The 25,627-nt window shown below is 64.3% G+C and carries 22 protein-coding genes; 11 read left to right on the top strand and 11 right to left on the bottom strand.

What is annotated here, in order from left to right; all coding sequences use genetic code 11:
* Positions 1-31 precede the first annotated feature (31 nt).
* Positions 32-1,519: a winged helix-turn-helix domain-containing tetratricopeptide repeat protein gene (locus ACSQ3Z_RS02155; RefSeq protein WP_436169746.1), complete on the bottom strand. Its 1,488-nt coding sequence runs from the start codon at positions 1,517-1,519 to the stop codon at positions 32-34.
* A 141-nt stretch (positions 1,520-1,660) separates the two neighbouring features.
* Between ACSQ3Z_RS02155 and ACSQ3Z_RS02150 the strand changes: the two genes are divergently transcribed.
* Positions 1,661-1,876 carry a hypothetical protein gene (locus ACSQ3Z_RS02150; RefSeq protein ID WP_436169745.1) on the top strand — a complete coding sequence of 72 codons (216 nt, stop codon included), beginning with the start codon at positions 1,661-1,663 and terminating at the stop codon, positions 1,874-1,876.
* 40 nt (positions 1,877-1,916) lie between these two features.
* Here the strand turns inward: ACSQ3Z_RS02150 and ACSQ3Z_RS02145 are convergent, their stop codons facing one another.
* Positions 1,917-2,951 carry an L-idonate 5-dehydrogenase gene (locus ACSQ3Z_RS02145; RefSeq protein WP_436169744.1) on the bottom strand — a complete coding sequence of 345 codons (1,035 nt, stop codon included), beginning with the start codon at positions 2,949-2,951 and terminating at the stop codon, positions 1,917-1,919.
* Between the two features lie 15 nt (positions 2,952-2,966).
* Positions 2,967-3,887, bottom strand: coding sequence for a 2-hydroxyacid dehydrogenase (locus ACSQ3Z_RS02140; protein WP_436171816.1), 921 nt, complete (start codon positions 3,885-3,887; stop codon positions 2,967-2,969).
* A 171-nt stretch (positions 3,888-4,058) separates the two neighbouring features.
* Here ACSQ3Z_RS02140 and ACSQ3Z_RS02135 point away from each other — a divergent pair, with 171 nt between their 5' ends.
* From ACSQ3Z_RS02135 to ACSQ3Z_RS02105, 7 genes are all read left to right on the top strand, one after another.
* Positions 4,059-4,796: an SDR family oxidoreductase gene (locus tag ACSQ3Z_RS02135; RefSeq protein ID WP_436171815.1), complete on the top strand. Its 738-nt coding sequence runs from the start codon at positions 4,059-4,061 to the stop codon at positions 4,794-4,796.
* Positions 4,765-5,340: a gluconokinase gene (locus tag ACSQ3Z_RS02130; RefSeq protein ID WP_436169743.1), complete on the top strand. Its 576-nt coding sequence runs from the start codon at positions 4,765-4,767 to the stop codon at positions 5,338-5,340. The genes ACSQ3Z_RS02135 and ACSQ3Z_RS02130 overlap by 32 nt, the downstream gene beginning before the upstream one ends.
* A 1-nt stretch (position 5,341) precedes the next feature.
* Positions 5,342-6,229 carry an NAD(P)-dependent oxidoreductase gene (locus tag ACSQ3Z_RS02125; RefSeq protein WP_436169742.1) on the top strand — a complete coding sequence of 296 codons (888 nt, stop codon included), beginning with the start codon at positions 5,342-5,344 and terminating at the stop codon, positions 6,227-6,229.
* Between the two features lie 80 nt (positions 6,230-6,309).
* Positions 6,310-7,806, top strand: a complete 1,497-nt coding sequence (locus ACSQ3Z_RS02120) for a sugar ABC transporter ATP-binding protein (protein WP_436169741.1) — start codon at positions 6,310-6,312, stop codon at positions 7,804-7,806.
* An 18-nt stretch (positions 7,807-7,824) separates the two neighbouring features.
* Complete coding sequence (locus ACSQ3Z_RS02115) at positions 7,825-8,874, top strand: ABC transporter permease (protein ID WP_436169740.1); 1,050 nt, start codon at positions 7,825-7,827, stop codon at positions 8,872-8,874.
* Positions 8,875-8,922: 48 nt separating this feature from the next.
* The gene (locus tag ACSQ3Z_RS02110) at positions 8,923-10,038 is read left to right on the top strand and encodes an ABC transporter substrate-binding protein (RefSeq protein ID WP_436169739.1); all 1,116 of its coding nucleotides are present in this window, start codon (positions 8,923-8,925) and stop codon (positions 10,036-10,038) included.
* A gap of 164 nt (positions 10,039-10,202) precedes the next feature.
* Positions 10,203-10,538 carry a hypothetical protein gene (locus ACSQ3Z_RS02105; protein ID WP_436169738.1) on the top strand — a complete coding sequence of 112 codons (336 nt, stop codon included), beginning with the start codon at positions 10,203-10,205 and terminating at the stop codon, positions 10,536-10,538.
* A 58-nt stretch (positions 10,539-10,596) separates the two neighbouring features.
* Here the strand turns inward: ACSQ3Z_RS02105 and ACSQ3Z_RS02100 are convergent, their stop codons facing one another.
* Entirely contained in the window at positions 10,597-11,223 is a 627-nt protein-coding gene (locus ACSQ3Z_RS02100; protein ID WP_436169737.1) for a DUF1062 domain-containing protein, read from the bottom strand.
* 385 nt (positions 11,224-11,608) lie between these two features.
* On the opposite strand from ACSQ3Z_RS02100, the gene ACSQ3Z_RS02095 reads away from it, so the two are divergent.
* A complete protein-coding gene (locus ACSQ3Z_RS02095) occupies positions 11,609-12,223 on the top strand; it encodes a LysE family translocator (RefSeq protein WP_436169736.1) in 615 nt (204 codons plus the stop codon).
* 4 nt (positions 12,224-12,227) lie between these two features.
* Here ACSQ3Z_RS02095 and ACSQ3Z_RS02090 read toward each other — a convergent pair whose 3' ends face one another.
* From ACSQ3Z_RS02090 to ACSQ3Z_RS02080, 3 genes are all read right to left on the bottom strand, one after another.
* On the bottom strand, positions 12,228-12,551 hold the full coding sequence (locus tag ACSQ3Z_RS02090; protein WP_006201224.1) for a hypothetical protein: 324 nt from the start codon (positions 12,549-12,551) through the stop codon (positions 12,228-12,230).
* A gap of 124 nt (positions 12,552-12,675) precedes the next feature.
* Entirely contained in the window at positions 12,676-13,116 is a 441-nt protein-coding gene (locus ACSQ3Z_RS02085) for a hypothetical protein (protein ID WP_436169735.1), read from the bottom strand.
* 3 nt (positions 13,117-13,119) lie between these two features.
* On the bottom strand, positions 13,120-13,683 hold the full coding sequence (locus ACSQ3Z_RS02080) for a peroxidase-related enzyme (RefSeq protein ID WP_436169734.1): 564 nt from the start codon (positions 13,681-13,683) through the stop codon (positions 13,120-13,122).
* A 137-nt stretch (positions 13,684-13,820) separates the two neighbouring features.
* Between ACSQ3Z_RS02080 and ACSQ3Z_RS02075 the strand changes: the two genes are divergently transcribed.
* Positions 13,821-18,620, top strand: coding sequence for an NAD-glutamate dehydrogenase (locus tag ACSQ3Z_RS02075; RefSeq protein ID WP_436169733.1), 4,800 nt, complete (start codon positions 13,821-13,823; stop codon positions 18,618-18,620).
* A gap of 85 nt (positions 18,621-18,705) precedes the next feature.
* Positions 18,706-20,082, top strand: a complete 1,377-nt coding sequence (locus tag ACSQ3Z_RS02070; protein ID WP_436169732.1) for an MFS transporter — start codon at positions 18,706-18,708, stop codon at positions 20,080-20,082.
* A gap of 255 nt (positions 20,083-20,337) precedes the next feature.
* On the opposite strand, the gene purH is transcribed toward ACSQ3Z_RS02070, so the two are convergent.
* The 4 genes from purH to ACSQ3Z_RS02050 form a co-directional block, all read right to left on the bottom strand.
* The gene (purH, locus tag ACSQ3Z_RS02065; RefSeq protein WP_436169731.1) at positions 20,338-21,954 is read right to left on the bottom strand and encodes a bifunctional phosphoribosylaminoimidazolecarboxamide formyltransferase/IMP cyclohydrolase; all 1,617 of its coding nucleotides are present in this window, start codon (positions 21,952-21,954) and stop codon (positions 20,338-20,340) included.
* A gap of 96 nt (positions 21,955-22,050) precedes the next feature.
* Positions 22,051-23,775, bottom strand: a complete 1,725-nt coding sequence (locus tag ACSQ3Z_RS02060) for a heparinase II/III family protein (RefSeq protein WP_436169730.1) — start codon at positions 23,773-23,775, stop codon at positions 22,051-22,053.
* Positions 23,776-23,976: 201 nt separating this feature from the next.
* Positions 23,977-25,323, bottom strand: coding sequence for an RsmB/NOP family class I SAM-dependent RNA methyltransferase (locus ACSQ3Z_RS02055; protein ID WP_436169729.1), 1,347 nt, complete (start codon positions 25,321-25,323; stop codon positions 23,977-23,979).
* On the bottom strand, positions 25,320-25,610 hold the full coding sequence (locus tag ACSQ3Z_RS02050) for a hypothetical protein (RefSeq protein ID WP_436169728.1): 291 nt from the start codon (positions 25,608-25,610) through the stop codon (positions 25,320-25,322). Before ACSQ3Z_RS02050 ends, ACSQ3Z_RS02055 begins: the two co-directional genes overlap by 4 nt.
* Positions 25,611-25,627: the final 17 nt, after the last annotated feature.

The following is a 25,627-nucleotide window of genomic DNA, read 5'->3' as shown; positions in this document are numbered from 1 at the left end:
CGGTCATCCCGGGCTGCGGCCGTGGTGAAGCCTATTCCTCCTTGTCAACGCGCTGCAGGATCGCGCGATAATGGCTGCACACGGCGGGGTCCTCATAGAAGTCCACTTCCGTATCAACGATCTCGTCAAGGCCTAGTCCGGGATAATGTGCCTTGACTTTTGCCAGGACGTCTTGCGCTTGCTTGCTTTCGCCGAGTTCGGAATGGCAGACGATAAGACGAACGAGCGACCACGGTGGTACAGTTGCCATTTTCGCGTAGCAGGCCGTTGCCTCGCGATATCGTCCAGTCGTGGTCAGTATGATGCCGCGAAAGTCTTCATACCATCCCACAGCGTATGGGTCGCGGCGCTGGGCTTCGTTTATTTCAACAAGTGCCTCATCCGGCCTGTCCGTGTAGTTCAGGTGAATCGCACGGATACTAAGAATGAACGGATCGTTCGGATTGAGCGCAACCGCCCGGTCAAGACTGATTTCAGCTTGCCTGAATTGGCGCAAGTACAAGTGAGCGAAGCCGGTGGCGAGATGCCCATAGGCCTCGTCGGGGTCAAGGCCAAATGCGGTTCTTGCGATCTCCAGTCCGGAATGCAAATGACCGGGATTGTTGTAGTCCCAGTAGAACTTGAAGGACTCCACAAAGCTGAGCATGGCGTGGGCGGCAGCAAACCGCGGATCGAGCTTTACCGCCTGGCGCAGAAACGGTTCCGCCTCGAGCACCGTTTCATAGACTGCTGCCAGTTGCAGCGCCCGCAGGTAAAACTCATAGGCCGACATATTGTCGGTCGGCCGGGCCCTGGCGCGCGATGCAATCGCGGTTCTGGCCTGCCGGGCCAGGCGGGCTGCAATCATCTGGGTGATTTCGTCTTGGATGGCGAAAATGTCATCGAGTTCGCGGTCGTAGTGCTCGCCCCAGATATGAGCCGTTGAGGACGCGTCGATCAGCTGCACGGTGACCCGGACCCGGTTGCCGATCTTCCGCACGCTGCCTTCGACGACATACTGGACGCCAAGCTTCGTCGCCACCTCGGCCACGTCATTCGCCTTGCCGCGGAGCTGGAAGGAGGAGTTCCGCGCAATGACCAGGAACTCCCTGAACTTGCTGAGCTCGGCGATGATGTCTTCGGTAATCCCGTCGCTGAAATAGTCCTGCTCCGGGTCGCCGCTCATGTTGTCGAAGGGAAGAACGGCTATGGAGGGTCTGGGCGGCGCCGGAGCTTCCGTCGTGGCCACGAGGGGCTTGGGGCCGGCATATTTATAGCCGCGACCATGCACGGTTACGATCATCTCGGCGGGCAGCAGTTTTCGCAGCGCCGAAATGTGGACCTGCAGCGTGTTCTCCTCCACCACCAGGCCGGGCCAGACCGCATCGAAGAGTTCGGTCTTGCCGATCACCTCGTCCGGTCTCTCCAGCAACATGGCGAGGATGTCGAAGGATCGCGCCGAAAGCACCATCGGCCCCTTGGGCCCAAGCAGCAGCCGTTCGGCGCGTTTCAGGCGATAGTTCCCGAACTCCAAGTCCATTGCCAAGAACCCGTCCCTCGGGGGCTAGGATAACCCAAGACGGTCCTGAAGGCGAACTTCAGGGTTGTTCAGGACTATTCAGGTCCGAGCCAAGGACCTGAGTGGGATGCGGTGTCATCCTCACCGTCACGGGAGAACACCATGACCGACATCTCCACCGCCGCCCCGATCATCCGCCGCCTTGACCTGCCACGGCCAAGCTTCCCGAGGCTCGAAATCGGTGCATCGCTTGCCGCCATATCCGGTTTGGTGGCTGATGCGCTCAACATGACCTACGTGGCCCCCTACACCAGTCTCCGTCGCCAGCCGCAGGTCGTCCCGGACGATGATCTCGAAGGTCGGGATCCCACCTGGTGAGCTGGTCAAGACGCTTGCCGTCGAGCAATGCGCCCATGCTCTAGCTAAATGCGATCTGCACCTTCATCGATTTGTTGCGGTCGCCGGCGATCTCGAAGGCCGCGACCGCCTCGTCCATCGGATAGATGCCGGTCAGCAGCGGCTTAACGTCTACGCGGCGGCGGTTGATCAGGTCGACGGCAAGGGCGAACTCGCCGTGGAAGCGGAAGCTGCCGCGCATCTCGATCTCCTTGGCGACGATCAAGTTTTGCGGCAGGGACACGTCGCCGCCAAGGCCGAGCTGCATGAGCACGCCACGCGGCTTCAGGACATCGAGCCCCGCCCGCACCGCGCGCTCGTTGCCGGAGGCTTCGAACATCACGTCGAAACTGCCTTTCTCGACATTGTAGGCGGCAAGCTTGTCGCCGTCGGTGGCGACATTGATGGTGCGGTCGGCGCCGATCTCCTTAGCCTTGGCCAGCACGCCGTCCATGACATCGGTGGCGACGATCTCGCGCGCGCCATGAGCGCGCGCGGCGAGGATGCACAGCGCGCCGATCGGCCCGCAGCCGGTGACCAGGACCCGCTTGCCGAGCAGCGAGCCGGCGCGGTTCACGGCATGTAGCGTGACCGCGAACGGCTCGGCAAAAGCGGCTTCGTTGATGGAAACATGGTCGGCGATCTTGTGGCATTGCCACGCCTCGGCGACGAGGCGCTGGCGGAAGGCGCCCTGGATATGCGGCATCGGCATGGCGCTGCCGTAGAAGCGCATGTTGAGGCATTGGTTCTGCATGCCTTGCAGGCAGTAGCGGCAGGCATTGCAGGGCCGGCTGGGCGAGATGGCGACGCGGTCGCCGACGGCGAGGCTTGAGACGCCATCGCCAAGAGCCTTCACCGTGCCGGCGACCTCGTGGCCGAGGATCATCGGCTCGCGAAGGCGGATCGCGCCGAAGCCGCCATGGTTGTAATAGTGCAGGTCCGAGCCGCAGATGCCGCCGGCCTCGACCGCGATTTCGACCTGTCCGGTGCCAAGGGTGCCCGGGTCGGTCTCTTCGATCCGCAAATCCTTTGCCGCGTGGATGACGATCGACTTCATGACCGCGATCCTTTCTCAAACCACCGGCGTCAGCAAGGACTGACCGCTGAAATGGGCGGCAAGGTTGTCGCGCACGAGCTGACCCATGGCCTTGCGGGTCTCCACCGTGCCGCTGGCGTGGTGCGGTTGTAGCACGACATGGGCAAGCTTGAGGAAGCGCTCGTCGATGGTCGGTTCGTTCCAGAACACGTCGAGCCCGGCACCCTTGATGGCGCCGGTTTCCAGGGCGGCGAGCAAAGCAGTCTCGTCGACCGTGCTGCCACGCGAAATGTTGATCAGGATGCCGTCCGCTCCGAGCGCGGCCAGAACCGCCGCGTCGATGATGTGCCTGGTGCTGTCGCCGCCGGCGAGCGTCACGATCAGGAATTCGCTCTGCCGCGCCAGTTCGACCAGATCGCCGACGAATGCGTAGGGCAGGTCGTCGCGCTCGTGCCGGTCGAAATAGGCTATCGCGCAGTCGAAGGCGGCCGCGCGCCTGGCCACCGCGGCGCCGACGCGGCCCATGCCGACAATGCCCAGCCGCTTTCCGCAGACGCGGGTGACCAGCTGCATGTTGCCCTTGCGCCAGCTGCCATTGCGCACATGGGCGTCGGCCTGCGGGATCTTGCGGGCCACGGAGAGCAGCAGCCCGATGCCGATATCGGCCACGTCCTCGGTCAGCACGTCGGGCGTGTTGGTGACGCGGATGCTGTTTTCCCTGGCATAGGCAAGGTCGATGGCGTCGGTGCCGACGCCGTAGCATGAGACGATCTCCAGCTTCGGCAGCTTTGCCATCAGCACGGCACTCGCGCCGAGCTCGCCGCGTGTCGCGATGGCGCGGATTGCGCCGGCGTGGCGGGCGATCAGCGCGTCCTTGTCCTCGGCCTGCCACAGCTTGTGGACATGATATCTCGCTTCCAGGTCCGCCATGTCCCAATCCGGATAGGGGCCGGTCATCAAGATCTCGGTCACGGCGTCGTCTCCTCCTGCAGCAATTTTTCCATTGACTATGTTATCGATAACATTCATGTCAATAGGCACTGGCGGTGGCGCGGCGGAAATCGTATCCGCTTCAGGCGACATTCCTAGGAGGAGCAGGTGAGCAGTTCTTTGTTCGATTTGACCGGGATGCGTGCTTTGGTCACCGGCTCGGGGCAAGGCATCGGCCTGGCGCTGGCGGAAGGGCTGGCGCAGCATGGCGCCGAGATCGTGCTCAACGGGCGCAGCGCCGAAAAGGTCGCCGCCGCAGTCGAAGCGTTGACGGCCAGGGGGCACAAGGCCCACGGCGCGGTCTTCGACGTGACCGATCATGCCGCGGTCGCCAAAGGTGTCGAGGAAATCGAAACCACCATCGGCGCCATCGATATCCTCATCAACAATGCCGGCATGCAGTTCCGCACGCCGCTGGAAGATTTTCCCGCCGATAAATGGGACGAATTGCTGCGCACCAACATCTCCAGCGTATTCTTCGTCGGCCAGGCGGTGGCGCGGCACATGATCCCGCGCAAGTGCGGCAAGATCATCAACATCGCTTCGGTGCAAAGCGAACTGGCGCGGACGAACATCGCGCCCTACACGGCGACGAAGGGCGCCGTGCGCAATTTGACGCGCGGCATGTGCGCGGACTGGGCCAAGCACGGGCTGCAGGTCAACGCCATCGCGCCGGGTTATTTCAAGACGCCGCTCAACCAGGCGCTGGTCGACAATCCCGAATTTTCGGCCTGGCTGACCAACCGCACGCCGGCCGGACGCTGGGGCGATGTCGGCGAACTGGTCGGCGCGGCGGTGTTTCTGGCCGGCCCGGCTTCATCCTTTGTCAACGGACACACGCTCTATGTCGATGGCGGCATCACAACCTGCCTCTGAGCCTTGGCTCATCGTGGTGATGGGCGTCAGCGGCTGCGGCAAGACCAGCGTCGGCATCGGCATCGCCGCGCGGCTCGGCTTTGCCTTCGTCGAAGGCGACACGCTGCACCCGCGCGGCAATGTCGAGAAAATGTCGGCGGGTATCCCACTTACCGACGATGACCGATGGCCCTGGCTCGATCTGGTGGGCGCGGCTTTGCGGCAGGCGCGTGAGGAGGGGCGCGGGCTCGTCATAAGCTGCTCGGCGTTGAAGAGATCCTATCGCGATCGGCTTCGCCACGCTGCGGGTGGGCCTGTGTTCTTCGTATTCCTAGAGGGATCGCGCAGTGTCCTGCAGGCCAGGATGGCCGACCGCCGCGGGCACTTCTTTCCGCCGGCCTTGCTCGACAGCCAGCTGGCGGCACTGGAAGTTCCGACCGGCGAGGAACTGGTCGTCACTGTCGACATCGACGCTCCGGTCGACAGGATCGTCGATCAGGCGCTGAACCGACTTGACGCCCTCGGCGCCGCACCCGCTGCCAGGACCAGGAAAGAGGCTCGTTGAGGTGAAAGAAGCACCAGCAAAGGTCGCCATTGTCGGCGCCGGCATAATGGGATCGGCGATCGCCACCCGGCTGATCGAGACCAAGCAGGCGGTGACGGTGTTCGATCTCGACAAGGCCAAGGTCGCAGCACTGACCGCGAAAGGCGCTGCCGCTGCTGGTTCAGTCGCCGAGGCGACGCGGGCCAGCGACTTCGTCATTCTCAGCCTCAACCATGCCGATATCGTGCGTTCGGCGGCGTTCGGTGACGGCGGCGTCGCGGCGGCTGCTTCGCCTGAAAAACTCTTGATCGACATGTCGTCGATCGACCCCGCCGACACTGCGCAAATGGCCAGCAAGCTCGCGGCCGAGACCGGCATGAAATGGGTCGACTGCCCGCTTTCGGGTGGCGTTCCGGGCGCGCTCGGCGGTCGTTTGACGGTCATGGCGGGCGGCGAAACGGCGGACTTCGAACGCGCCCGCACGGTGATGCAGCACCTTTGCGCCAACTACACGCTGATGGGGCCGAGCGGCGCCGGGCAGACGACCAAGCTGATCAACCAGCTTTTTTGCGCGGTGCTGTTCCAGGCCGTCGCCGAAGCGGTGAAACTCGCCGAAGCCGGTGGCGTCGATCCCAAGGCAATCCCCGCCGCACTCAAGGGCGGACGCGCCGATTCCAGCATCATGCAGGAGTTCATGGCGAAGTTCGCCGCCCGCGATTTCTCGCCGACCGGCCGCATCGACAACATGCTGAAGGATCTGGATTCATTGCAGTCCTTTGCGCTGAAGACGAAGACGCCGCTGCCGATGACCGGCCAGCTGGTCGAGATCCATCGCCTGCTTTGCGCGGCCGGTCTGGGACCGAAGGATTCGGCCGAAATGATGCGGCTGCTCGACGGCAAGACCGGCTGATCGGGAGCCCCTGATTTTGTTGCTTGACGCTCAGAAATGTTATCGATAACATCATTTGGCGATCTCGGGAGGAACGCGTTTTGGCCGCAGAGAAACTGATCGAGTTCAAGTCGATTACGAAGGAGTTCGGCGGCACCCGCGCGCTCTCCGACGTGACGCTCGATCTCGGCAAGGGCGAGATCCTGGCGCTGCTCGGCGAGAATGGCGCCGGCAAGTCGACGCTGATCAAGACGCTTGCCGGCATCTACCGGCCGGATGGCGGCAGCATCCTGTTTCGCGGTGAACCCTATCACCACCGTCCGCCGCAGCCGAACCAGCGCCAGCCCGTCGCCTTCATTCACCAGGATCTCGGTCTCATCGAATGGATGACGGTCGGCGAGAATGTCGGCCTCGCCCAGGGGTTTTCGCTGCGCTCCGGCCTCATCGACTGGCGCTCGACGGAAGAGCGGGCACGCGAGGCGCTGAAACTGGTCGGCTGCGATTTCGATCCGACGACGCGGGTCCAGGATCTGACCCGCACCGAGAAATCGCTGGTCGCCATCGCCCGCGCCTTGGCCACCGAGGCCGATGTGCTGGTGCTCGACGAGCCGACCGCCAGTCTGCCAGCCGATGAGGTCGACCGCCTGTTCGATGCCATCCGCCCGCTCAAGCAGCGCGGCGTCGGCATGATCTATGTCTCGCATCGCCTCGACGAGATCTTCCGCATCGCCGACCGCGTTGCCGTGCTTCGCGACGGCAGGCTGGTCGGCCAGAAGCAGGTCGCCGACACCAGGCCGGACGAATTGGTCGAGATGATCGTCGGCCGTCCGGTCAGCCAGGTCTTCACCAAGGCAGAGACGCAGGCCGGCGAGACGGTGTGCGCCGTTCGCGACCTGGTCTGCGCCGGGGCCGGCCCGGTGTCGTTCGACGTGCGCAAGGGCGAGCTGCTCGGCCTGGTCGGCCTGCGCGGCGCCGGGCAGGAACTGGTCGGCCGGGCACTGTTCGGCTGCCAGGGCTTTTCCGGCTCGGTGACGATCAACGGCGTCGTGCCCGATTTGTCGAGCCCGATCGCCGCCATGGGCTCCGGCGTCGGCCTGATCGCCCGCGACCGGACCGAGGAATCGATCGCCGCTTCGCTGTCGATCCGCGAGAACAGCTTTCTCAACCCCGGCGCCGGCAAACGCGGCCTGTTCTCGTTTCTGGCGCCCTACAAGGAAGCCGCGCTGGCGCGCGAGATCGGCGGATCGGTCGGGCTGCGGCCCAATGATCCGAGTCTGCCGATCGAGGCGCTGTCGGGCGGCAACCAGCAGAAGGTGGTGGTCGGCCGCTGGCTGCATACCGGCCGCAAGCTGCTGATCGCCGAAGACCCGACCGCCGGCGTCGATGTCGGCGCCAAGGCCGAGGTCTACCGGCTGATCGGCCGGGCGCTCGAAGCCGGCCTCGCCGTCGTCGTGGTGTCGACCGACTTCGAGGAGATCGCCCATATCTGCCATCGCGCTTTGGTGTTTTCGCGCGGCCGGATCGTGCGCGAACTCACCGGACCCGAACTGACCACGTCCGCGGTGATCACCGCGGCATCGGCTTCCGAAGCCGCCTGACCGTCCCGGAGGATCTCCATGCCATCGATCGAATCCAGCGCACTCGAGCCGACCCGCGGTGAAATGGCCAGCCTGCCGGCAAGGCAGAAGATCACCCGTCTGCTGCCGGTCTACGGCCTGGTGATCCTGACCGTCCTGCTGATCCTGCTGTTCTCCATCCTGCTGCCGAATACATTTCCGACACTGCTCAATTTGCGCTCGATCATCTCCGACAAGGCGATCATCGCACTGCTATCACTGGCGGCTATGATCCCGATGGCGTCCGGCCGCATCGACCTGACCGTCGGCTACGGCATCGTGCTGTGGCACATCCTGGCCATCAGCCTGCAGACCATGCTCGGCATTCCGTGGCCGTTGGCGGTGCTGATCGTGCTCACCCTCGGCGCCGCAACCGGCTTCCTCAACGGCCTGCTGGTCGAAGTCGCCCGTATCGACTCCTTCATCGCCACGCTGGGCACCGGCACCGTGCTCTATGCGCTGGCGCTCTGGCATACCGGTGGCCGGCAGGTCGTCGGCGTGCTGCCGGAAGGGTTCTATGCGCTCAACGGCACGATGGTGTTCGGGCTGCCGATCACCGGCCTCTATGTGCTGGCAATCGCCATCGCGCTGTGGGTCATCCTCGAATATCTGCCGATCGGCCGCTACATCTATGCCATCGGCGCCAATCCGAAGGCGGCGGCGCTGAACGGCATTCCGGTGCGCCGTTTCGTCATCGGGGCGTTCGTCTCGTCGGGGTTCCTGACGGCGCTGACAGGCGTGCTGTTGGCGTCCAAGCTGCGCATCGGCCAGGCCAGCGTCGGTCTGGAATATCTCCTGCCTGCGCTGGTCGGCGCCTTTCTCGGCTCGACCACCATCATGCCCGGGCGCGTCAACGTCTGGGGCACGATGACCGGCGTCATCATCCTCGCCGTCGGCATTTCCGGCATCCAGCAGTTCGGCGGCTCGTTCTTCGTCGAGCCTTTGTTCAACGGCGTTACGCTGCTGGTTGCCATCGGCATCGCCGGCTACGCCCAGCGCAAGCGCGGTGCCGCCAGAATAGCCCGCAAACCAGATCCGTCCGGAAGCTGAATACCGGACGGCCGGTCTGTTTTCAAAAACCCAAGGGAGGAACCCAACATGCAGCGCAGAACATTCCTGAGATCATCCGTCGCCCTGATGGCCGTGGCCATCGCTGCACCGGCCCTGTTCGCCGGCCAGGCGCGCGCCGACGCCATGGCCGACGCGATGGCGGTGGTCCAGAAATATGCCCAGAAGGTCACCGCCTGGGACGGTCCGACCACAGGTCCGAGGGCGCAGGAAGGCAAGACCATCGTCGTGCTCGCCGGCGATCTGAAGAATGGCGGCATTCTCGGCGTCACCACCGGCGTCGAGGAAGCGGCCAAGGCAATCGGCTGGGAAGTCAAGGTCATCGACGGTGCCGGCTCGATCGGCGGCCGCACCGCAGCCTTCGGCCAGGCGATGGCGCTGAAGCCGAGCGGCATCGTCATCAACGGCTTCGACGCCGTCGAACAGGCGCCGGCGCTGGAGCAGGCGAAGGCCGCCGGCATTCCGCTGGTTTCCTGGCATGCCGGGCCGGTGATCGGACCCGACGAGAAGAACGGCGTGTTCGCCAACGTCTCGACCGACGCGATGCAGGTTTCCACGGCCGCGGCCGACTGGGCCTATGCCGACGCCAAGGGCAAGCCTGGCGTCATCATCTTCACCGATTCAACCTACGCCATCGCCATCGCCAAGGCCGACAAGATGAAGGCCGAGATCGAGAGGCTGGGCGGCAAGGTGCTCGAATATGTCGACACGCCGATCGCCGAGACGTCGCAGCGCATGCCGCAGCTCACCACCTCGCTGCTGCAGAAATACGGCGATGCCTGGACGCATTCGCTGGCGATCAACGACCTCTATTTCGACTTCATGGGACCCTCGCTTGCCGCGGCGGGCAAGGCCGGCACCGACGCGCCGATCAATGTCGCCGCCGGCGACGGTTCGGAATCGGCCTATCAGCGCATCCGCGCCGGCCAGTTCCAGAAGGTCACGGTCGCCGAGCCGCTCAACCTGCAGGGCTGGCAACTGGTCGACGAATTGAACCGCGCTATCGCCGGCGAAAAATGGTCCGGCTATCTGTCGCCGCTGCATGTCGTGACGGCCGACAATGTCGAGTTCGACGGCGGGCCGAAGAACGCCTTCGACCCCGACAACGGCTATCGCGACCAGTACAAGAAGATCTGGGGCAAGTAGGCATCCACCGACGCGGGCGGATGACAGACCGTGCGCCCGCGCCTTGAAGGCGCGTCGCGCTGCGCACTTTTACGCGACATGCACTAGCGAAATTCAACCGGTCCGACAGGCCGTACGGTTGTTCGCCGCACGGCCACCGGATTTCTGTCATGCCAGGAGAGACCATGATCGTCCGCTATGCCCTATTCGAGGGCGAGATCCACCCGGGCAGCGAGGCGGAGTTTCGCCGCTTCGTGAAGGAGAGGCTGGTGCCGTTGTGGACGCAGTTTCCCGGCGCGCAGGAAATCCGCGTCCTCGATGGCATGGCCCGCGACGAAGGAGCGCCGGTCTACGCCATGGTGCTCGCGATCCGCTATCCCGACATGGCAACGTGCGAACGGGCGCTTCAATCCTCGGTTCGGTTCGAGAGCCGCGAAGTAACCGGCGAGCTGTTGAAAATGTTCACCGGCCGCGTCCACCACCATGTCTTCGAGATGAACGAATACGCGCCGGCAAGATGACCCTGCCGGGCGCTCCGATCGTCACCTCGGATGCTCTTCCGACTGCATGCTTACCGGCTCATCCGCCGGCAGCCGCAATGATGGCTTCGCAATCGGGTTCGCCGGACAGATCGATGCGGATCACCGTTCCGGTTCGCACCGGCTTGCGCAGGGCCTTGGCCCCTTCCGGGTCGATGGTCAGCAATTGCCTCTCTTCCAGCGTCTGAAGCCTCGACCTGGAGATGCCGAGCTCGCTGGCGAGCAGCCGGTCCAGCCGTAGAGAGATGACCATTTCCAACCCGAGCTGGAGTTCCAAGGCGCTTGTGACTTCCGGTGCGTCGCCATGGGTCTGCTTGTCGACGGCGACTTCGGGAAACTCCTCGACGCGCCCGACCCGGCTACGCAGTGCTACGACATCGAAGGCATGGCGGCGCGCCAGCACAGGGTCGTTGCTTTCGAAACCCTGCAGCAGGGCAGGCTCGATGTCGCGGCGACTGCACCGCTCCAGAATGCCGAAATTCCAGGAATTGTCGCAATCGATGCAACGATAGATCAGCCAGGCGTCGATGCGCTTGCCGTTGGCGTTGACGCGGAATTTCTCGCTACATTGATACGGCTTGGTGCTGCCGCAACGGTTGCAATTGATGAGGGGTCGAGGCGCGAATTTGGGCGCGATCGCCCAGCGGATACGCAAGTAACCGGACATGCCGAAAAATCCTTCCCGTCGGGAAGTTCGTCAGACCGGCGATGTCGAGAGCCCATGCGGGCACGGCGTGGCGAGAGGCTGCGGCGATTGGAAAACTGGCGTCACGGGCGGCTTGCGCGCGACAGCGGTTCAGCAGTGCCAAACCGGTCTCGAACCGCCACCCTGAGGAACACATGAAATGAAAGAGGCATCGCGGATGCGACGCCATGCACTGTGTCGGGGGAGTTGACGAGACCGGCGGTTACGTAGGCAAAGTGAAACTCGAAAATCGTGTCGGGGCGGCATTTCTAGCCTTTGGGCGGGTGGTCCAGCAAGTCTCTCTTTCCGGCGCTACCGTCTCCGGACCAGTTGCGCTAGTTTTGGGTCGAATGTCTCAAACAGAGACATGCAGCTCACGTCGCTCCTGATCTTTGCCGCCGCTCTTTTCGTCGCAGCCGGCTCGCCCGGTCCATCGATCGCCGCCCTCGTGGCGCGGGTGATCGCCAAAGGATTCCGCGATGTGTTCCCGTTCCTGCTCGCCATGTGGATCGGCGAAGGCATCTGGCTGTCGCTGGCGGTGTTCGGGCTGGCTGTGGTGGCACAGACCTTCCATTTCGCCTTCGTCGTCGTGAAATGGATCGGCGTCGCCTATCTCGTCTATCTTGCCTGGAAGATGTGGACCGCACCGGTCGAGGCGAAGGAAGGCGAGATGCCGAGCGAGGATTCACCGGCAAAGCTCTTCCTCGCCGGCATGGCGGTCACGCTCGGCAACCCCAAGATCATGATGTTCTATCTGGCGCTGCTGCCGACGATCATCGACCTCGCCTCGGTCAGCGTCGTCGGCTGGGTCGAGCTGACGGCGACCATGGCAGTTGTCCTAATCGCCATCGATCTTGCCTGGGTGCTCGCCGCGGCGCAGGCGCGCAGGCTGCTGAAGAGCAAGCGGGCGATGAAGATCGCCAACCGCGTCAGCGCCGGCACCATGGCCGGCGCCGCCGCGGCGATTGCGGCGCGATCCTGACCCGTCACATCATTTCGATGATCGGCGCGATCTCGACGCTGAAGGCCGGATCCATCAGGATCGGGCAGTCCTTGGCCTTGGCGACGGCATCGTCGATGTCCTTGGCTTCGACGATCGTGTAGCCGGCGGTCGGATTGCTGCCGCCATTGTTCTCGACCTTGCCGCCGGGCAGCACCATCTTCGACATGCCGACCGGATTGCCACCGTCGACCACGGCCGAGCCGAGCTTGCCGTACCAGCCGGTCCAGGCATCCGTTGCGGCCTTCCGCTCGGCCTCGTCGGTCGGCATCTTGCCGGAGCCATGATAGACGTAGAGAAACTTCGCCATGTTCTCCTCCCTTGATCAGCGGCATCGAACCGGCATGCGGTCCATGCCGCTCGCTGATCATCGGACCAAATAGACGAACACGCAACGAGAATGCGTAATCGCTGATATACGAAGTGGTGAGCTACTAGACTTTATCCAGCAGGTCCATGCTATCCGACGTGCCTACTTTCCACCCCGCGAAACAACCCAAGACGCCGCAAGCCGAGCATCGAACCCCAACGTAGAGCCAGCGGACGCCGCCACGTTTCGGATAGTTGGAAAACCCGACTCCGATGTTTGCGGCTTCGGAATCGCATTCAATACACACCCAGCGTTCCGGCTCGGATTCGTCCCAAAACTCCTGACTGTCGCAGATAAAATGTTCGGACCCGCAGACCGTGCATGTTCGTCGCGCCACGCCTTCATCGTCATCGGCATCGAGAAGAAACGATGTGAAACCGCATCTGCATCGCGCAAGTCGGAACTCGTCGACTTCATACCCTTCGGAGGCATAGCCTCTCAGGAATTCAGCAATGTCGCTCGGTTCGCTGCCAACCCACCACTTGCCTGTAGTGTCTACTGTCATGTTTCACCGCGCCATGGCGTGGTATTCGTCGTTCGGCCGCATGTCGATCGCTGCCGCCACCCGGTTCGACATGTTGAAGAAGGCGGCGGTCGAGGCGATGTCCCAGATGTCGCGGTCGGAGAAACCGGCCTTGCGCAACGCTGCCCGGTCGGCCTCGACGATCTTTGCCGGCTCTTCGGTCAGCTTGACCGCGAATTCGAGCATGGCGCGCTGCCGGTCCGACAGGTCGGCGGCGCGGAAGTTCATCACCATCATCTCGCCGAGCATCGGGTCGCCGGAAAGCTGACGCACCGCCGCGCCATGCGCGGTCAGGCAGTAGTAGCAATGGTTGATCGAGGAGACGACGACCGCGATCATCTCGCGCTCCAGCTTCGACAGGCCGGAGTCGCCCAGCATCAGGTCGTTGTACATGTCGGTGAAGGCGCGCAGCTTCTTTTCGTCGAAGGCATAGGACAGCAGTACATTGGGAACGAGGCCGAGCTTCTCCTGGCATTTGGCGAAATAGGCTTTTGTCGCCTCGCTCAGTTCCGCCGGAGCAAGGTCGAGCGCCATAATCTTGCCGGTCATCGGCATTCCTCCTCATTCGTTCGGCGGTCAGTTTCGGCGCTGCGATATTTCTTCGCAAGCCGTCAAACCTTTGTCGCCAAATACCGGTCATCTGCTACCATAGTCGCAAAAGCATATGACGGGAGGGATTTGACACCATGGCCAGCCTCAAAACAGGAAGCCAGTCCAAAAAAGCGAGTCCGGCAAAGAAAGACGCGGCAAAGGGGAGCGAAAAAGCCGGCAGGCTCGCCGATTACCTGCTTGCCCGGGCACCGGCCGAAGACGTCGCCGCCTATGATCCCGCCGACCTCGAACGCGCCGCCGATCTGGCCGGACGCGCCATCGCCAGGCACAGGAAGGGCGACTGCGTCGTCGCCATAGACGTCGAGTGCGGGGTCGTGCGCCAGGGCCGGCCGATGACGATCATCACCGTCGTCAACGACAACATGCCGTTCCTGTTCGATTCCATTCTCGGCGAGATCACCGAGGGCGCCGGCGAGCCGCTGCTGGTCACCCATCCGGTCGTCGTCGTCAGGCACGGCAAGAGCGGCGTCGATGAGATCCTCGGCGATGGCGGCTTTGCCAAGGGCGATCTCAGCCATGACCGGCTGAGCGTCGTCCATGTCCATATCGGCCGCCTGTCCGCCGACCAGGCCGAGGCCCTGGCCGGACGGCTGAGGAAGCTGCTGGGCCACGTGCGCGCCGCAGTCACCGACTGGAAGCCGATGCTGGCCCGCCTCGACCAGGCGATCTCCGAATTCCGCTACGCGCCGGTGCCGCTCGACAAGGCGCATGTCACCGAGGCGATCGCCTTCCTTGAATGGCTGCGCGACGACAATTTCACCTTCCTCGGCATGCGCGAGTTCAAATATACCGGTGGCGAGAAGAGCGGCACGCTGGAGCGCGCCGAGAAGCCCGGCCTCGGCATCCTGTCCGATCCGGACGTGCTGGTTTTGAGGCGCGGCACCGAAGCGGTGACGACGACGCCGGAAATCCGCGCCTTCCTGCATGGGCCCGAACCGCTGATCGTCACCAAGGCCAACGCCAAGTCTTCCGTGCACCGGCGCATCTATCTCGATTACATCGGCGTCAAGACCTACACCGCAAAAGGCACGCTTTCGGGCGAACTGCGCATCGTCGGCCTGTTCACCTCGACCGCCTACACGCGCTCGGTGATGAAGATCCCCTATCTCAGGTCGAAAGCCGAGACCGTCATCACCAAATCCGGCTTCAATCCCGGCGATCACTCCGGCAAGGCGCTGATCAACGTGCTGGAAAGCTATCCGCGCGACGAGCTATTCCAGGTTCCGATTCCGATCCTCAGGAAGCACGCCGAAGCCATTCTGGGGCTGATCGAACGGCCGCGCGTCAGGGCGCTGGTGCGCGCCGACCAGTTCGACCGTTTCGTCTCGATCCTCGTTTTCGTGCCACGCGACCGCTACGACAGCGTGGTGCGCGAGAAGGTCGGCGCCTATCTTAGGACCGTGTTCGAAGGCCGGCTGTCGGCCTACTACCCGGCCTTCCCGGAGGGCGGGCTGGCGCGCGTGCATTTCATCATCGGCCGCTCTGGCGGCAAGACGCCGAAGGTCGAGCAGGCGACGATCGAAGCGGCGATCCGCGACATCGTGCGCACCTGGGACGACGCGCTGCGCGAAACTGCGGCCGAAACCGGCGCGGATGCAGCGATGACGGCCATCGCTGCGCGCTTTTCGGAAAGCTATAGGGATAGTTTCTCGCCGGCGGTGGCGCTGGCCGATGCCGGGCGCATCGGCAAAATCAGTGCCGCCAATCCGATCGCCATCGACTATTACCGGCATGCCGACCAGCAGCCGCAGCAGGCGGCGCTGAAAATCTATCACCACGGCAGTCCGGTGGCGCTGTCGCGGCGGGTGCCGGTGCTGGAGAATATCGGTTTCCGCGTCATCAGCGAGCGCACCTTCGAGGTCGGCGAGGAAGCGGCCGACAAGGTCTTCATCCACGACATGGAGCTGGAGAACAGCTACGGCAAGCCGATTGATCTCGGCGATGGCGGCGGCCTGTTCGAGGACGCCTTCCTGTCGGTCTGGCGCGGTGACATCGACAATGACGGCTATAACGGCCTGGCGCAGACCGCCGGCCTGTGGTCCGGCGAAGTCACCATCCTGCGCGCATACGGCCGCTATCTGCAGCAGGCCGGCATCCCGCAGAGCCAGGATTTCATCGCCGCAGCCCTCAACCGCTATCCTGACATCGCACGCGGCCTGCATGCGCTGTTCGTCGCCCGCCTCGGGCCGACAGCCGAGACGGAAGGCGTGGTGGCGGCCAAGCACCTGAAAGCCAAGATCAGGGATGCGCTGGAAGAGGTGCCCAACATCGATGACGACACGATCATCCGCCGCTACCTCAACCTGATCGAAGCCTCGCTGCGCACCAATCATTTCGTTGCCGATACGAAAGCGAAAGGCCAGTCGCTGGCGATCAAGCTCGACTCGCAGGCGATCGATGGGCTGCCGGCGCCACGGCCGTGGCGGGAGATCTTCGTCTATGGCTCGGAGGTCGAAGGCGTGCATCTGCGCTTCGGTCCAGTGGCGCGCGGCGGCCTGCGCTGGTCGGACCGCGCCCAGGACTACCGCACCGAGGTGCTCGGCCTGGTCAAGGCGCAGCAGGTCAAGAACGCGGTCATCGTGCCGGTCGGCGCCAAGGGCGGCTTCTATCCGAAGAAGCTGCCGATGAGCGCCGGGCGCGACGCGATCTTCGAAGCCGGCACCTCGGCCTACAAGAACTACGTCTCCAGCCTGTTGTCGATCACCGACAATATCGGCATCGACGAGGTCATTCCGCCGGCCGGCGTGGTCCGGCGCGACCAGGACGATCCCTATTTCGTGGTCGCCGCCGACAAGGGCACCGCGACCTTCTCCGACACCGCCAACGCCATCAGCGAGAAGCACGGCTTCTGGCTCGACGATGCCTTCGCCAGCGGCGGTTCGGCCGGCTACGACCACAAGAAGATGGGCATCACCGCCAAGGGCGGCTGGGAAGCGGTCAAGCGGCATTTCCGCGAGATGAACCGCGACATCCAGACCTCACCCTTCACCGTCGTCGGTGTCGGCGACATGTCGGGCGATGTGTTCGGCAACGGCATGCTCTTGTCGCCGCAGACGCGGCTGATCGCCGCCTTCGACCATCGCGACATCTTCATCGATCCCGATCCGGACATGGCGGCCTCGATGGCGGAACGCCTGCGCATGTTCGCTTTGCCGCGCTCAAGCTGGCAGGACTATGACACGACCAAGCTGTCGGAAGGCGGCATCATCGTCTCGCGCAGCCAGAAGTCGATCACGCTGCCGGCGGCGGCCGCCGCGGCGATCGGCCTCGGCAAGACCACCGCGACGCCGGTCGAGATCATGAACGCCATCCTCAAGGCGCCGGTCGATCTTTTGTGGTTCGGCGGCATCGGCACTTATCTCAGGGCCTCCACCGAAACCAATGCCGATGTCGGCGACCGCGCCAATGACGCGATCCGCATCACCGCGCTCGACGTGCGCGCCAAGGTCATCGGCGAGGGCGCCAATCTTGGCGTGACGCAGCGGGCGCGCATCGAGTTCGGGCTCGCCGGCGGCCGCTGCAATTCGGACGCCATCGACAATTCGGCGGGCGTCAACTGCTCGGACGTCGAAGTCAACATCAAGATCGCGCTGGCCTCGGCCATGCGCAAGGGATCGCTGACCCGGCCGGCGCGCAACAAATTGCTGGCCGAGATGACCGACGAGGTCGGGGGGCTGGTGCTATCCAACAACTACCAGCAGACGCTGGCGCTTTCGATGGCGCGCAAGCGCGGGCTGGCCGATATCGCGCATCAGAGCCGGTTCATGTCGGCGCTCGAAGCGCGCGGCCTGCTCGATCGTGCGGTCGAGACGCTGCCGTCGCCGGCGGCCCTCGCCGAGCGCGAGGCGCGCGGCGAGCCGCTGACAAGGGCCGAGCTCGGCGTGCTGCTCGCCTATGCCAAGATCGTGCTGTTCTCCGACATCGTCGCCAGCGACGTGCCGGACGATGCACATTTCGACAGGGACCTGATGGGCTACTTCCCGGATCGGATGGCGAAGAAATACGCCGCCGAGATCCGCGGCCATCGGCTGCGCCGCGAGATCATCACACGCGTCCTGGCCAACGACCTGGTCAATCGCGGCGGGCCGTCCTTCGTCAACCGGCTGCAGGAAGCCACCGGCCGAACCGCCGCCGACGTGGTGCGGACCTTCGCCGTGGTGCGGGACGGCTTTGCCTTGGCGGCGCTCTACAGCGAGATCGACGCGCTCGACAACCAGATCGACGGCCAGGTGCAGCTCGACCTCTACCAGTCAATTAGTCGGCTTATCTTCGTGACAAGCGGCTGGTATCTTAAGAACGAAGCCGGCACGGCGGCGCTCGGCCAGCGGATTGCCGAGCTGCAGGAGGCACGCAAGGCGCTAGAGCCGAAACTCGCCTCGCTGCTGCCGGCCTTCTCGCGCGAGCGGATCGAGGAGCGGCGGCATGGCCTGTTCAAGGCCGGCGCGCCGGAAAAGCTTGCCGCGCAGCTGGCGCTGACCGATGTTGCGGAGCTGATCCCCGACATCGCGCTGACGGCGCGCACGGCTAATGCCGATATCGTCGCCGCCGCCAAGGCCTTCTTCGCCGTCAGCGACGCCTTCCGCATCCCGCGAGTCGAGGATGCGGCACGCTCGATCACGCCTTCGGACTACTACGATCAACTGGCTCTTTCCCGCGCGACCGACACGATCGGCGCGGCCAGGCGCGGCATAGCGGTGGCCGCACTCACCGGCCATGCCAAGGCGGCCGACCCGGTGGCGGCCTGGCTGGAGGCCGGCGGCGAGCGCGTCGGGCGCATCCGCGAGCGCCTGCAGGCACTAACCGAAGGCGGCGACATCACCGTGTCGCGGCTGTCGGTCGCCTCGGGGCTGATGAGCGATCTGACGGGGATGTGAGCCAGATCGGACGAGATTGCCCGCAGGAACTGCGCTATAGAGCTACACGGCGCCCTGCTTCGGGCGCCGTTTTGCGGGAGGGGACATGACCGAGGTAGCAGTGCAGCGGGCATCGGGACGCGGCATCTGGGGATGGATGCTGTTCGACTGGGCGGCGCAGCCGTTTTTCACCGTCGTCACCACCTTCATCTTCGGGCCCTACTTCGTTTCGCGCATGGCCAGCGATCCGGAGACGGGTCAGGCGGCCTGGGGTTACGGCATAGCCGCGGCGGGCCTGGTTATCGCCGTGCTGTCGCCGATTCTCGGCTCGATCGCCGATCAGACCGGGCCGCGCAAGCCGTGGATTGCCTTCTTCGCCGCGATCAAGATCACCAGTCTGACCCTGCTTTGGTTCGCCGCGCCCGGTTCGAACCTTTTCCTGATCGTGGCGTTGTTTTCGATCGCCTCCGTTGCGGCGGAATTCTCGACTGTCTTCAACGATTCGATGATGCCGCGGCTGGTGCCGAAGAGCGAGATCGGCCGCATCTCCAACATGGCCTGGGGCCTTGGCTATCTCGGTGGCATGATCGCGCTGATCTTCGTCGTCACCTGCATGGCCGGCTCGCCTGAGACCGGCAAGACCATCATCGGCCTCGATCCCATCCTCGGGCTCGATCCGAAACTTGGCGAGGATGCGCGGGCCACCGGACCGCTCTCGGCCGGCTGGTATTTCCTGTTCATCCTGCCGATGTTCTTCTTCACGCCGGACGCCATCAGGGGCATTGCGATCGGGCCGGCGGTGCGCGAGGGGCTGTCGGAGCTGAAGTCGACGCTCGCCGAAGTGCGCCAGCGCAGCGGCATCTTTCGGTTCCTCATCGCCCGCATGATCTACCAGGACGGCGTCAACGCACTGCTGGCACTGGGCGGCACCTTTGCCGCGGCAATGTTCCATTGGTCGATCACCGAGATCGGCATGTTCGGCATCATCCTCAATGTCGTCGCCATTGTCGGCTGCCTGGTTGCGGCACGTCTCGATACGGCGCTTGGCTCCAAGACCATCGTGCTTATCTCGCTGGTCCTGCTCAGCATCGCCACGATCGGCATCGTCTCGACCGGCCCGGGCTACACGCTGTTCGGCGCCTGGATGATGCCCGAAACCGATAGCGGCGGATTGTTCGGCACGCCGGCTGAAAAGGCCTATATCTTCTACGGCCTGCTGATCGGGCTTGCCTTCGGTCCGGTGCAGGCCTCATCGCGCTCCTATATGGCGCGCAGCGTCACCGCCGCTGAATCGGGCCGCTATTTCGGCATCTATGCGCTGGCCGGTCGAGCGACCAGTTTTGCCGCACCCTTCATGGTGGCAACGATCACCTTGGCCAGCGGTTCATCGCGGCTCGGCATGGCGGCGATCGTGCTGTTCTTGGGCGTCGGCATGGCGATCTTGATCAGGACGCCATATCCGGCCGACCAGCCGGTGGAATGAGAGATGTTCGATAATTCTACTCCGCTGGCCGCCTGACGCGGTTTTCTGCGCCTCCGGTGCTCACGGACTTGAATGTCCGCTCCGCTTCGGTTCTCGAAAACCACGCCATCCGACTCAGCGGAGCGAATTCTCAGAACGCCTCCCTGCCGGCGCCTAGAGCGGTTCATCGTTTCACGGAAACGCCGAACCGCTCTATCTCTTTGTTTTGACGCAATTCCGGACGGAAAACCGTTTCACACTTTTCCTGGAATTGCTCTAGTGCCTGAAATGCCTCACGCCGGTAAACACCATGGCGATGCCATGCGCGTCGGCGGCGGCGATGACGTCATCGTCGCGCATTGAGCCGCCCGGCTGGATGACGGCGGTGGCACCGGCTTCGATCGCTGACATCAGCCCGTCGGCGAAGGGGAAGAAGGCATCGGAGGCGACGACCGAGCCCTTGGTCAGCGGTTCCGCCAGCCCGGCCGCCTCGGCTGAATCGAGCGCCTTGCGGGCGGCGATGCGCGAGGAATCGACTCGGCTCATCTGGCCGGCGCCGATGCCGACGGTGGCGCCGTCCCTGGCATAGACGATGGCGTTCGACTTGACGTGCTTGGCGACGCGGAAGGCGAATTTGAGATCGGCCATCTCGGCCGGCGTCGGCGCGCGCTTCGTCACCACACTCAGCTTGAGGTCGTCGACCACCGCATTGTCGCGGCCCTGGACCAGCATTCCGCCGGCGACGGATTTGACCGTCGTGCCGGCGGCGCGCGGATCGGGCAGGCCGCCCGCGACCAGCAGGCGCAGGTTCTTCTTGGCGGCGACGATGCGAACCGCTTCCTCCGAGGCGTCGGGCGCGATGATCACCTCGGTGAAGGTTTTCACGATCTCCTCGGCCGCCTCGGCGTCGAGGATGCAGTTCATGGCGACGATGCCGCCATAGGCAGAGACCGGGTCGCAGGCCAGTGCCTTGGCATAGGCCGCCTTCAGCGAAGCGCCCTCGGCGACGCCGCATGGGTTGGCATGCTTGATGATGGCGATCGCGGCGGAGCGGGCCGGGTCGAACTCGCCGGCCAGTTCGAAGGCGGCGTCGGTGTCGTTGATGTTGTTGTAGGAAAGTTGCTTGCCCTGCAGCTGGCGAGCGGTGGCGACGCCCGGCCGCTTGTCGCCATTGACGTAGAAGCCGGCGCCCTGATGCGGGTTCTCGCCATAGCGCATGACCTCAACCAGCCGGCCGCCGAAGGCGCGCCACGTGGGATGCTCGATCTCCAGCGCCTCGGCGAACCAGCCGGAGATCGCCGCATCGTAGCTGGCGGTGCGGGCAAAGGCCTTGGCCGCCAGCTTCTTGCGGAAATCCAGCGACAGCGAGCCGATATTCATCTCCAGCGCGTTGAGCACCGAGGCATAGTCGCCGGGGTCGGTGACGATGGCGACATAGGCGTGGTTCTTGGCCGAGGCGCGGATCATCGCCGGGCCGCCAATGTCGATGTTCTCGACAATCGAAGCATAGCCGGCGCCGGAGCGGCGGACCTCCTCGAACGGATAGAGGTTGGAGACAACGAGGTCGATCGGCTCGATGCCGTGGGTCCGCATCGCGCTGGCATGCTCGGCATCGTCGCGTATGCCGAGCAGGGCGCCATGCACCGACGGATGCAGCGTCTTGACGCGACCGTCCATGATCTCGGGAAAGCCGGTCAGCTCGGACACATCGCGCACCGCCATGCCGGCTTCGGCGATCGCCTTCGCGGTGCCGCCGGTGGAGACCAGCTCGACGCCGGCCGCGGCGAGCGCCTTGGCGAAATCGATGAGGCCGGTCTTGTCGAAGACGGACAGCAGCGCGCGACGGATCGGGACGAGGTCGGGCGCTGGAATGTTTTTGCTGGCGACGGCCATGGGCTGGCGGCCTTTCACGACTGGATTGGGAAGCGTGATCGGGCCGTAGCATATGAGGCCCGGAAATCAAGCCGGGCGCTTCGTCACGGCAGACAGTCAGTTGTTTTCGGGATAGCCGGCGATGCTGGTCCTGGTCAGCTGCCAGTGAACCTCCGATATCTCAGAGGCCTTGAAGGCCAGCACGATCTGGCGGCTGCGGCGTGGGCCGCCGAGGCCGGCGAAATAGATCGATTCCTCGACTTCCGGCGTGACTTCCTTGCAGGTGAACACCCAAGTGTCGGTCTGGTCGCCGGTCAGCACCAGCCGGTCATGCTCGTCCTGCAGCAGTTCCACATCGGGATGGATGTGGAAGCGCACGGTGACGAAGTCGCGGCCGTTGTTGCGGATCGCAGCACTGCCGGGGCGCAGGAAGCGGTCCCTGCCGGTCAGTACATTGCCGTCGGCCGTCAGCGTCAGCTCGCGCTCGTGCAGGAAGCCGAAGCGCGCGGCATAGCCGTCGTGGCGGGCGATGAAACCCTGGCTGCCCTTCTGGTCGGTGCGTTTGCAGGGCGTATGCTGCGGACCGCCGATCAGCGGCGAGCCCAAGAGATCGTTGACGCGCAGCGAATGGCTGAAACGCGCCGACGAGGTGTCGTTGATGGTGGCGGTCGAGTGCGCGGCCGTGGCGCGGGCCAGCGGCCGGAATTCGGCGGCGCCGTAGGTGTCGATGCCGGCATTGACGACATAGTGCTGGCGGCCGGACGAAAGTTCGAAGGCAAGGCAGCCGGCATGCGCCGCGTTGGAAACATCGATCGGCGGCGGCAGGCCGGTGTCGGCGATGACGGTCACGCCACCCATCGACAGGCGTTCATAACCCGAGTGCGGCGCATGCAGCAGCGGCGCGCCGACCGTGTCGTCGTGGCGCAGGATGGTGGCGATGCGGTCGTGGATGGTGGCGCCCATGCCGTTGAAGCGGGCGAGGCTGCCGTCCTGGTGGCGAAAGAAGCGCAGCGCCGGCAGCATGCGGTCGATGGCGCCCATCAGCGCCGGCGGCGGCGTCTCGGCCTGGTTGGCATAGGTCTGGCGCAGCGGCAGCAGGTCGGCGAGAAGCTCCAGAACCGTCATCGGGTTGCGCGAAATATGGCCGCCGTCGGGAAGGATCTGGCGGTCGAGCTCTTCCGCCAGGTTGCGGGTGGCGCTGCGCAGCGCCGAGGCCGGCGCCGGCAGCGACAAAGCGGCAAAGGCGAGCGCGATGCGGGCGCGCAGCCTGTCCTTGCCGTCAGGCATCTCCCGCGCCATCGACCGGAGATAGCGGATCTGCACGGCGAGCGATTTCAGGAAGGCGCGATAGAAGGGAAATTCCGCACCCTGCAGCACCACCGAGGAATGCTGCAGCCAGGCAATGACCCGCTTGGCGGTGGTGCCGGGCTCCCAGGCTATGCCGGAAATCTGGTTGCCGTGTATGGCGATCCAGTCGGAAACCAGCGCGCGGGCATTGGCGGCGGCAAGCTCGGTTCCGGCGGCGCGCATATGGCGCAGCCAGCGAAAACCGTGCAGTGTCTTTTGCCAGCCGCGATTGGGCACGTTGATCTGGAAGGGTGACTTGCCGCCGGTCTCGACCATATGTCCCGACAGTGGATAGCGGCCGTAATAGATCTCGAGTGCGATCTGCGGATCGGCGAGCCTCAGGTCAGGCGGCGCGATCAGGACGCGTTCGGGCGTGCGGCCGGAATAGCGCCAGCGATAGACAGGCCCGGCACGCAGGCGCCGGCGCGTCTTGCGCCAGAACTCCCTCGCGACAAGCGTCCAGAGACGCGTCGTGCTGCCGGCAGCAAGTGCCAAATCCCCTCCTGGTCGTCCTTACCCAACGACAAGCTTATATGATTCAAGAACTTATGCGAAGGCGGATTTCGCCGGCGTGAAGGAGTTCACGCTGTTGCGGCCTGATCCTCCCTAAAAAAGTCAGCAAACTTTAGGAAAAACAGATTCTTGGTCTCCAGGAGTTAGAGCGTCCTTTGCGCGCCCAAGAGGCCGCGCGGCGCTCTAACCAGCCCGGCGCATGCGGGCGGCAAAGAAGCCGTCGAGGCCGGATACCCCAAGTGTTTCAAGCACCAGGTCGGCGGGCGTGGTGCGCAGCGTGCCTTGCGGCGTCAGGAACGCATCGAGGCCTGCAAACTCTCCTGGCTGAACGGGATCGTCGACGATATCCGCCGTGCCGGCGAGGAAGACACGGTAGAACTCCTCGCCTTCGATCGGATCGAGCGAACAGTTGGAAAAGACGATCCGCCCGCCCGGTTTGACCAGGCCGACGGCGCGGGCGAGCAGCCTTGCCTGCAGCCCGGCGAGCTTTTCGACATCGGCCATGGTTTTTGTCCATGGCACGTCGGGATGCCGCCGCGCCGTGCCGGTTGACGAGCAGGGCGCGTCGAGGAGAACGGCGTCGAACAATTCCTCCGGCTGATAGTCGAGCAGATCGGCCTGGACGATCTTGGCGGAGAGGCCGAGCCGCTCGAGATTCTGCGCCAGACGCATCAATCGGTTTTTCGATGTGTCGACCGCGGTGACCTTGGCGCCGGCAAGAATGAGCTGCGCGGTCTTGCCGCCGGGCGCGGCGCAGAGGTCGGCGACACGGAGCCCATTCACGTCGCCGAACAGCCGGGCCGGCAGGCTGGCGGCGGCATCCTGCACCCACCAGGCGCCGTCCGCGAAGCCAGGCAGGTCGGGGACGGAGGCGCTGAGTTTTTCCACGCGCACCGTGCCGGTCCGCAGCACGATGCCGCCGAACCGTTCGGCCCACAGTGCCGGATCGGACTTGACCGAGAAATCGACCGGTGCCTCATGGCGATGGGCGGCAAGAATCTGTTTGGTCTTTTCCGGGCCATAGGCGGCCTTCAACCGGTCGGAAAACCATTTTGGCGCTTCATCGGTGGCGGCGAGAGCCGCGGCCAATTCGGCCTCTTTCGAACGCGCGAGCGTGCGCAGCACGCCATTGACGAGGCCGGAGAAGCGCAGCGTGCGGGGATCGGACTTGGCATGGGTGACGGCAAGGTCGACGGCGGCGCTGTCGGGAATGTCGAGGAACAGAATCTGCGCCGCCGCCACATGCAGTATGTGCGACAGCACGGTTGCATTGGCCGGCAGCGGCTTTTCCAGGCGCCGCGCCAGCAGGCCCGCAATCGTCATGCGATAGCGCAGCGCGGTGACCAGTATGGCGCGCACCAGCGCGCGGTCGCGCAGGTCGAGCGCCTTGTATTGCGGGTGGCCGTTATCGTGATCGGTCAGTCCGTCGAGCGGCGTGCGCGCATCGATGACGGCGGCGAGCAGGCGCGCCGCTGCCTTGCGCGCGGCAAGGCCGGCTACCTCTGAAGCCTGGCTTGGAAGCGACTTCATTGAGTCGATGTTCGTTTGGCTAGTCCGAAGACGGCGTTGACGAAATTGTCTTTGCTTCCTGAGGGAGAAATCATCTGGATGTATTCGTTCTCCACGGTGCTCAGGTAGTCCGCAACTTGCCGCGGCGACGCGCCATTGCCGACAAGTCGGATGACATGGAGCAGATAGGTATCATATTCATCTTGAGGAAGCGGGCGGAATCCCAGTTCGCTTGATGTTGCTATGTTCGCCATCGGTACGCCGATAGGGTTCCAGTGCCTTGCGCAAAGATCGCGCATTTCCGCCAACGAGATCTCGTCGTTTC

Origin of the sequence: Mesorhizobium sp. LjNodule214 (genome assembly GCF_964252735.1) — a bacterium.
GTDB lineage: Bacteria > Pseudomonadota > Alphaproteobacteria > Rhizobiales > Rhizobiaceae > Mesorhizobium.
Note: the sequence above shows the minus strand (reverse complement) of the source record. Positions and strands in the feature narration are given on the sequence as shown.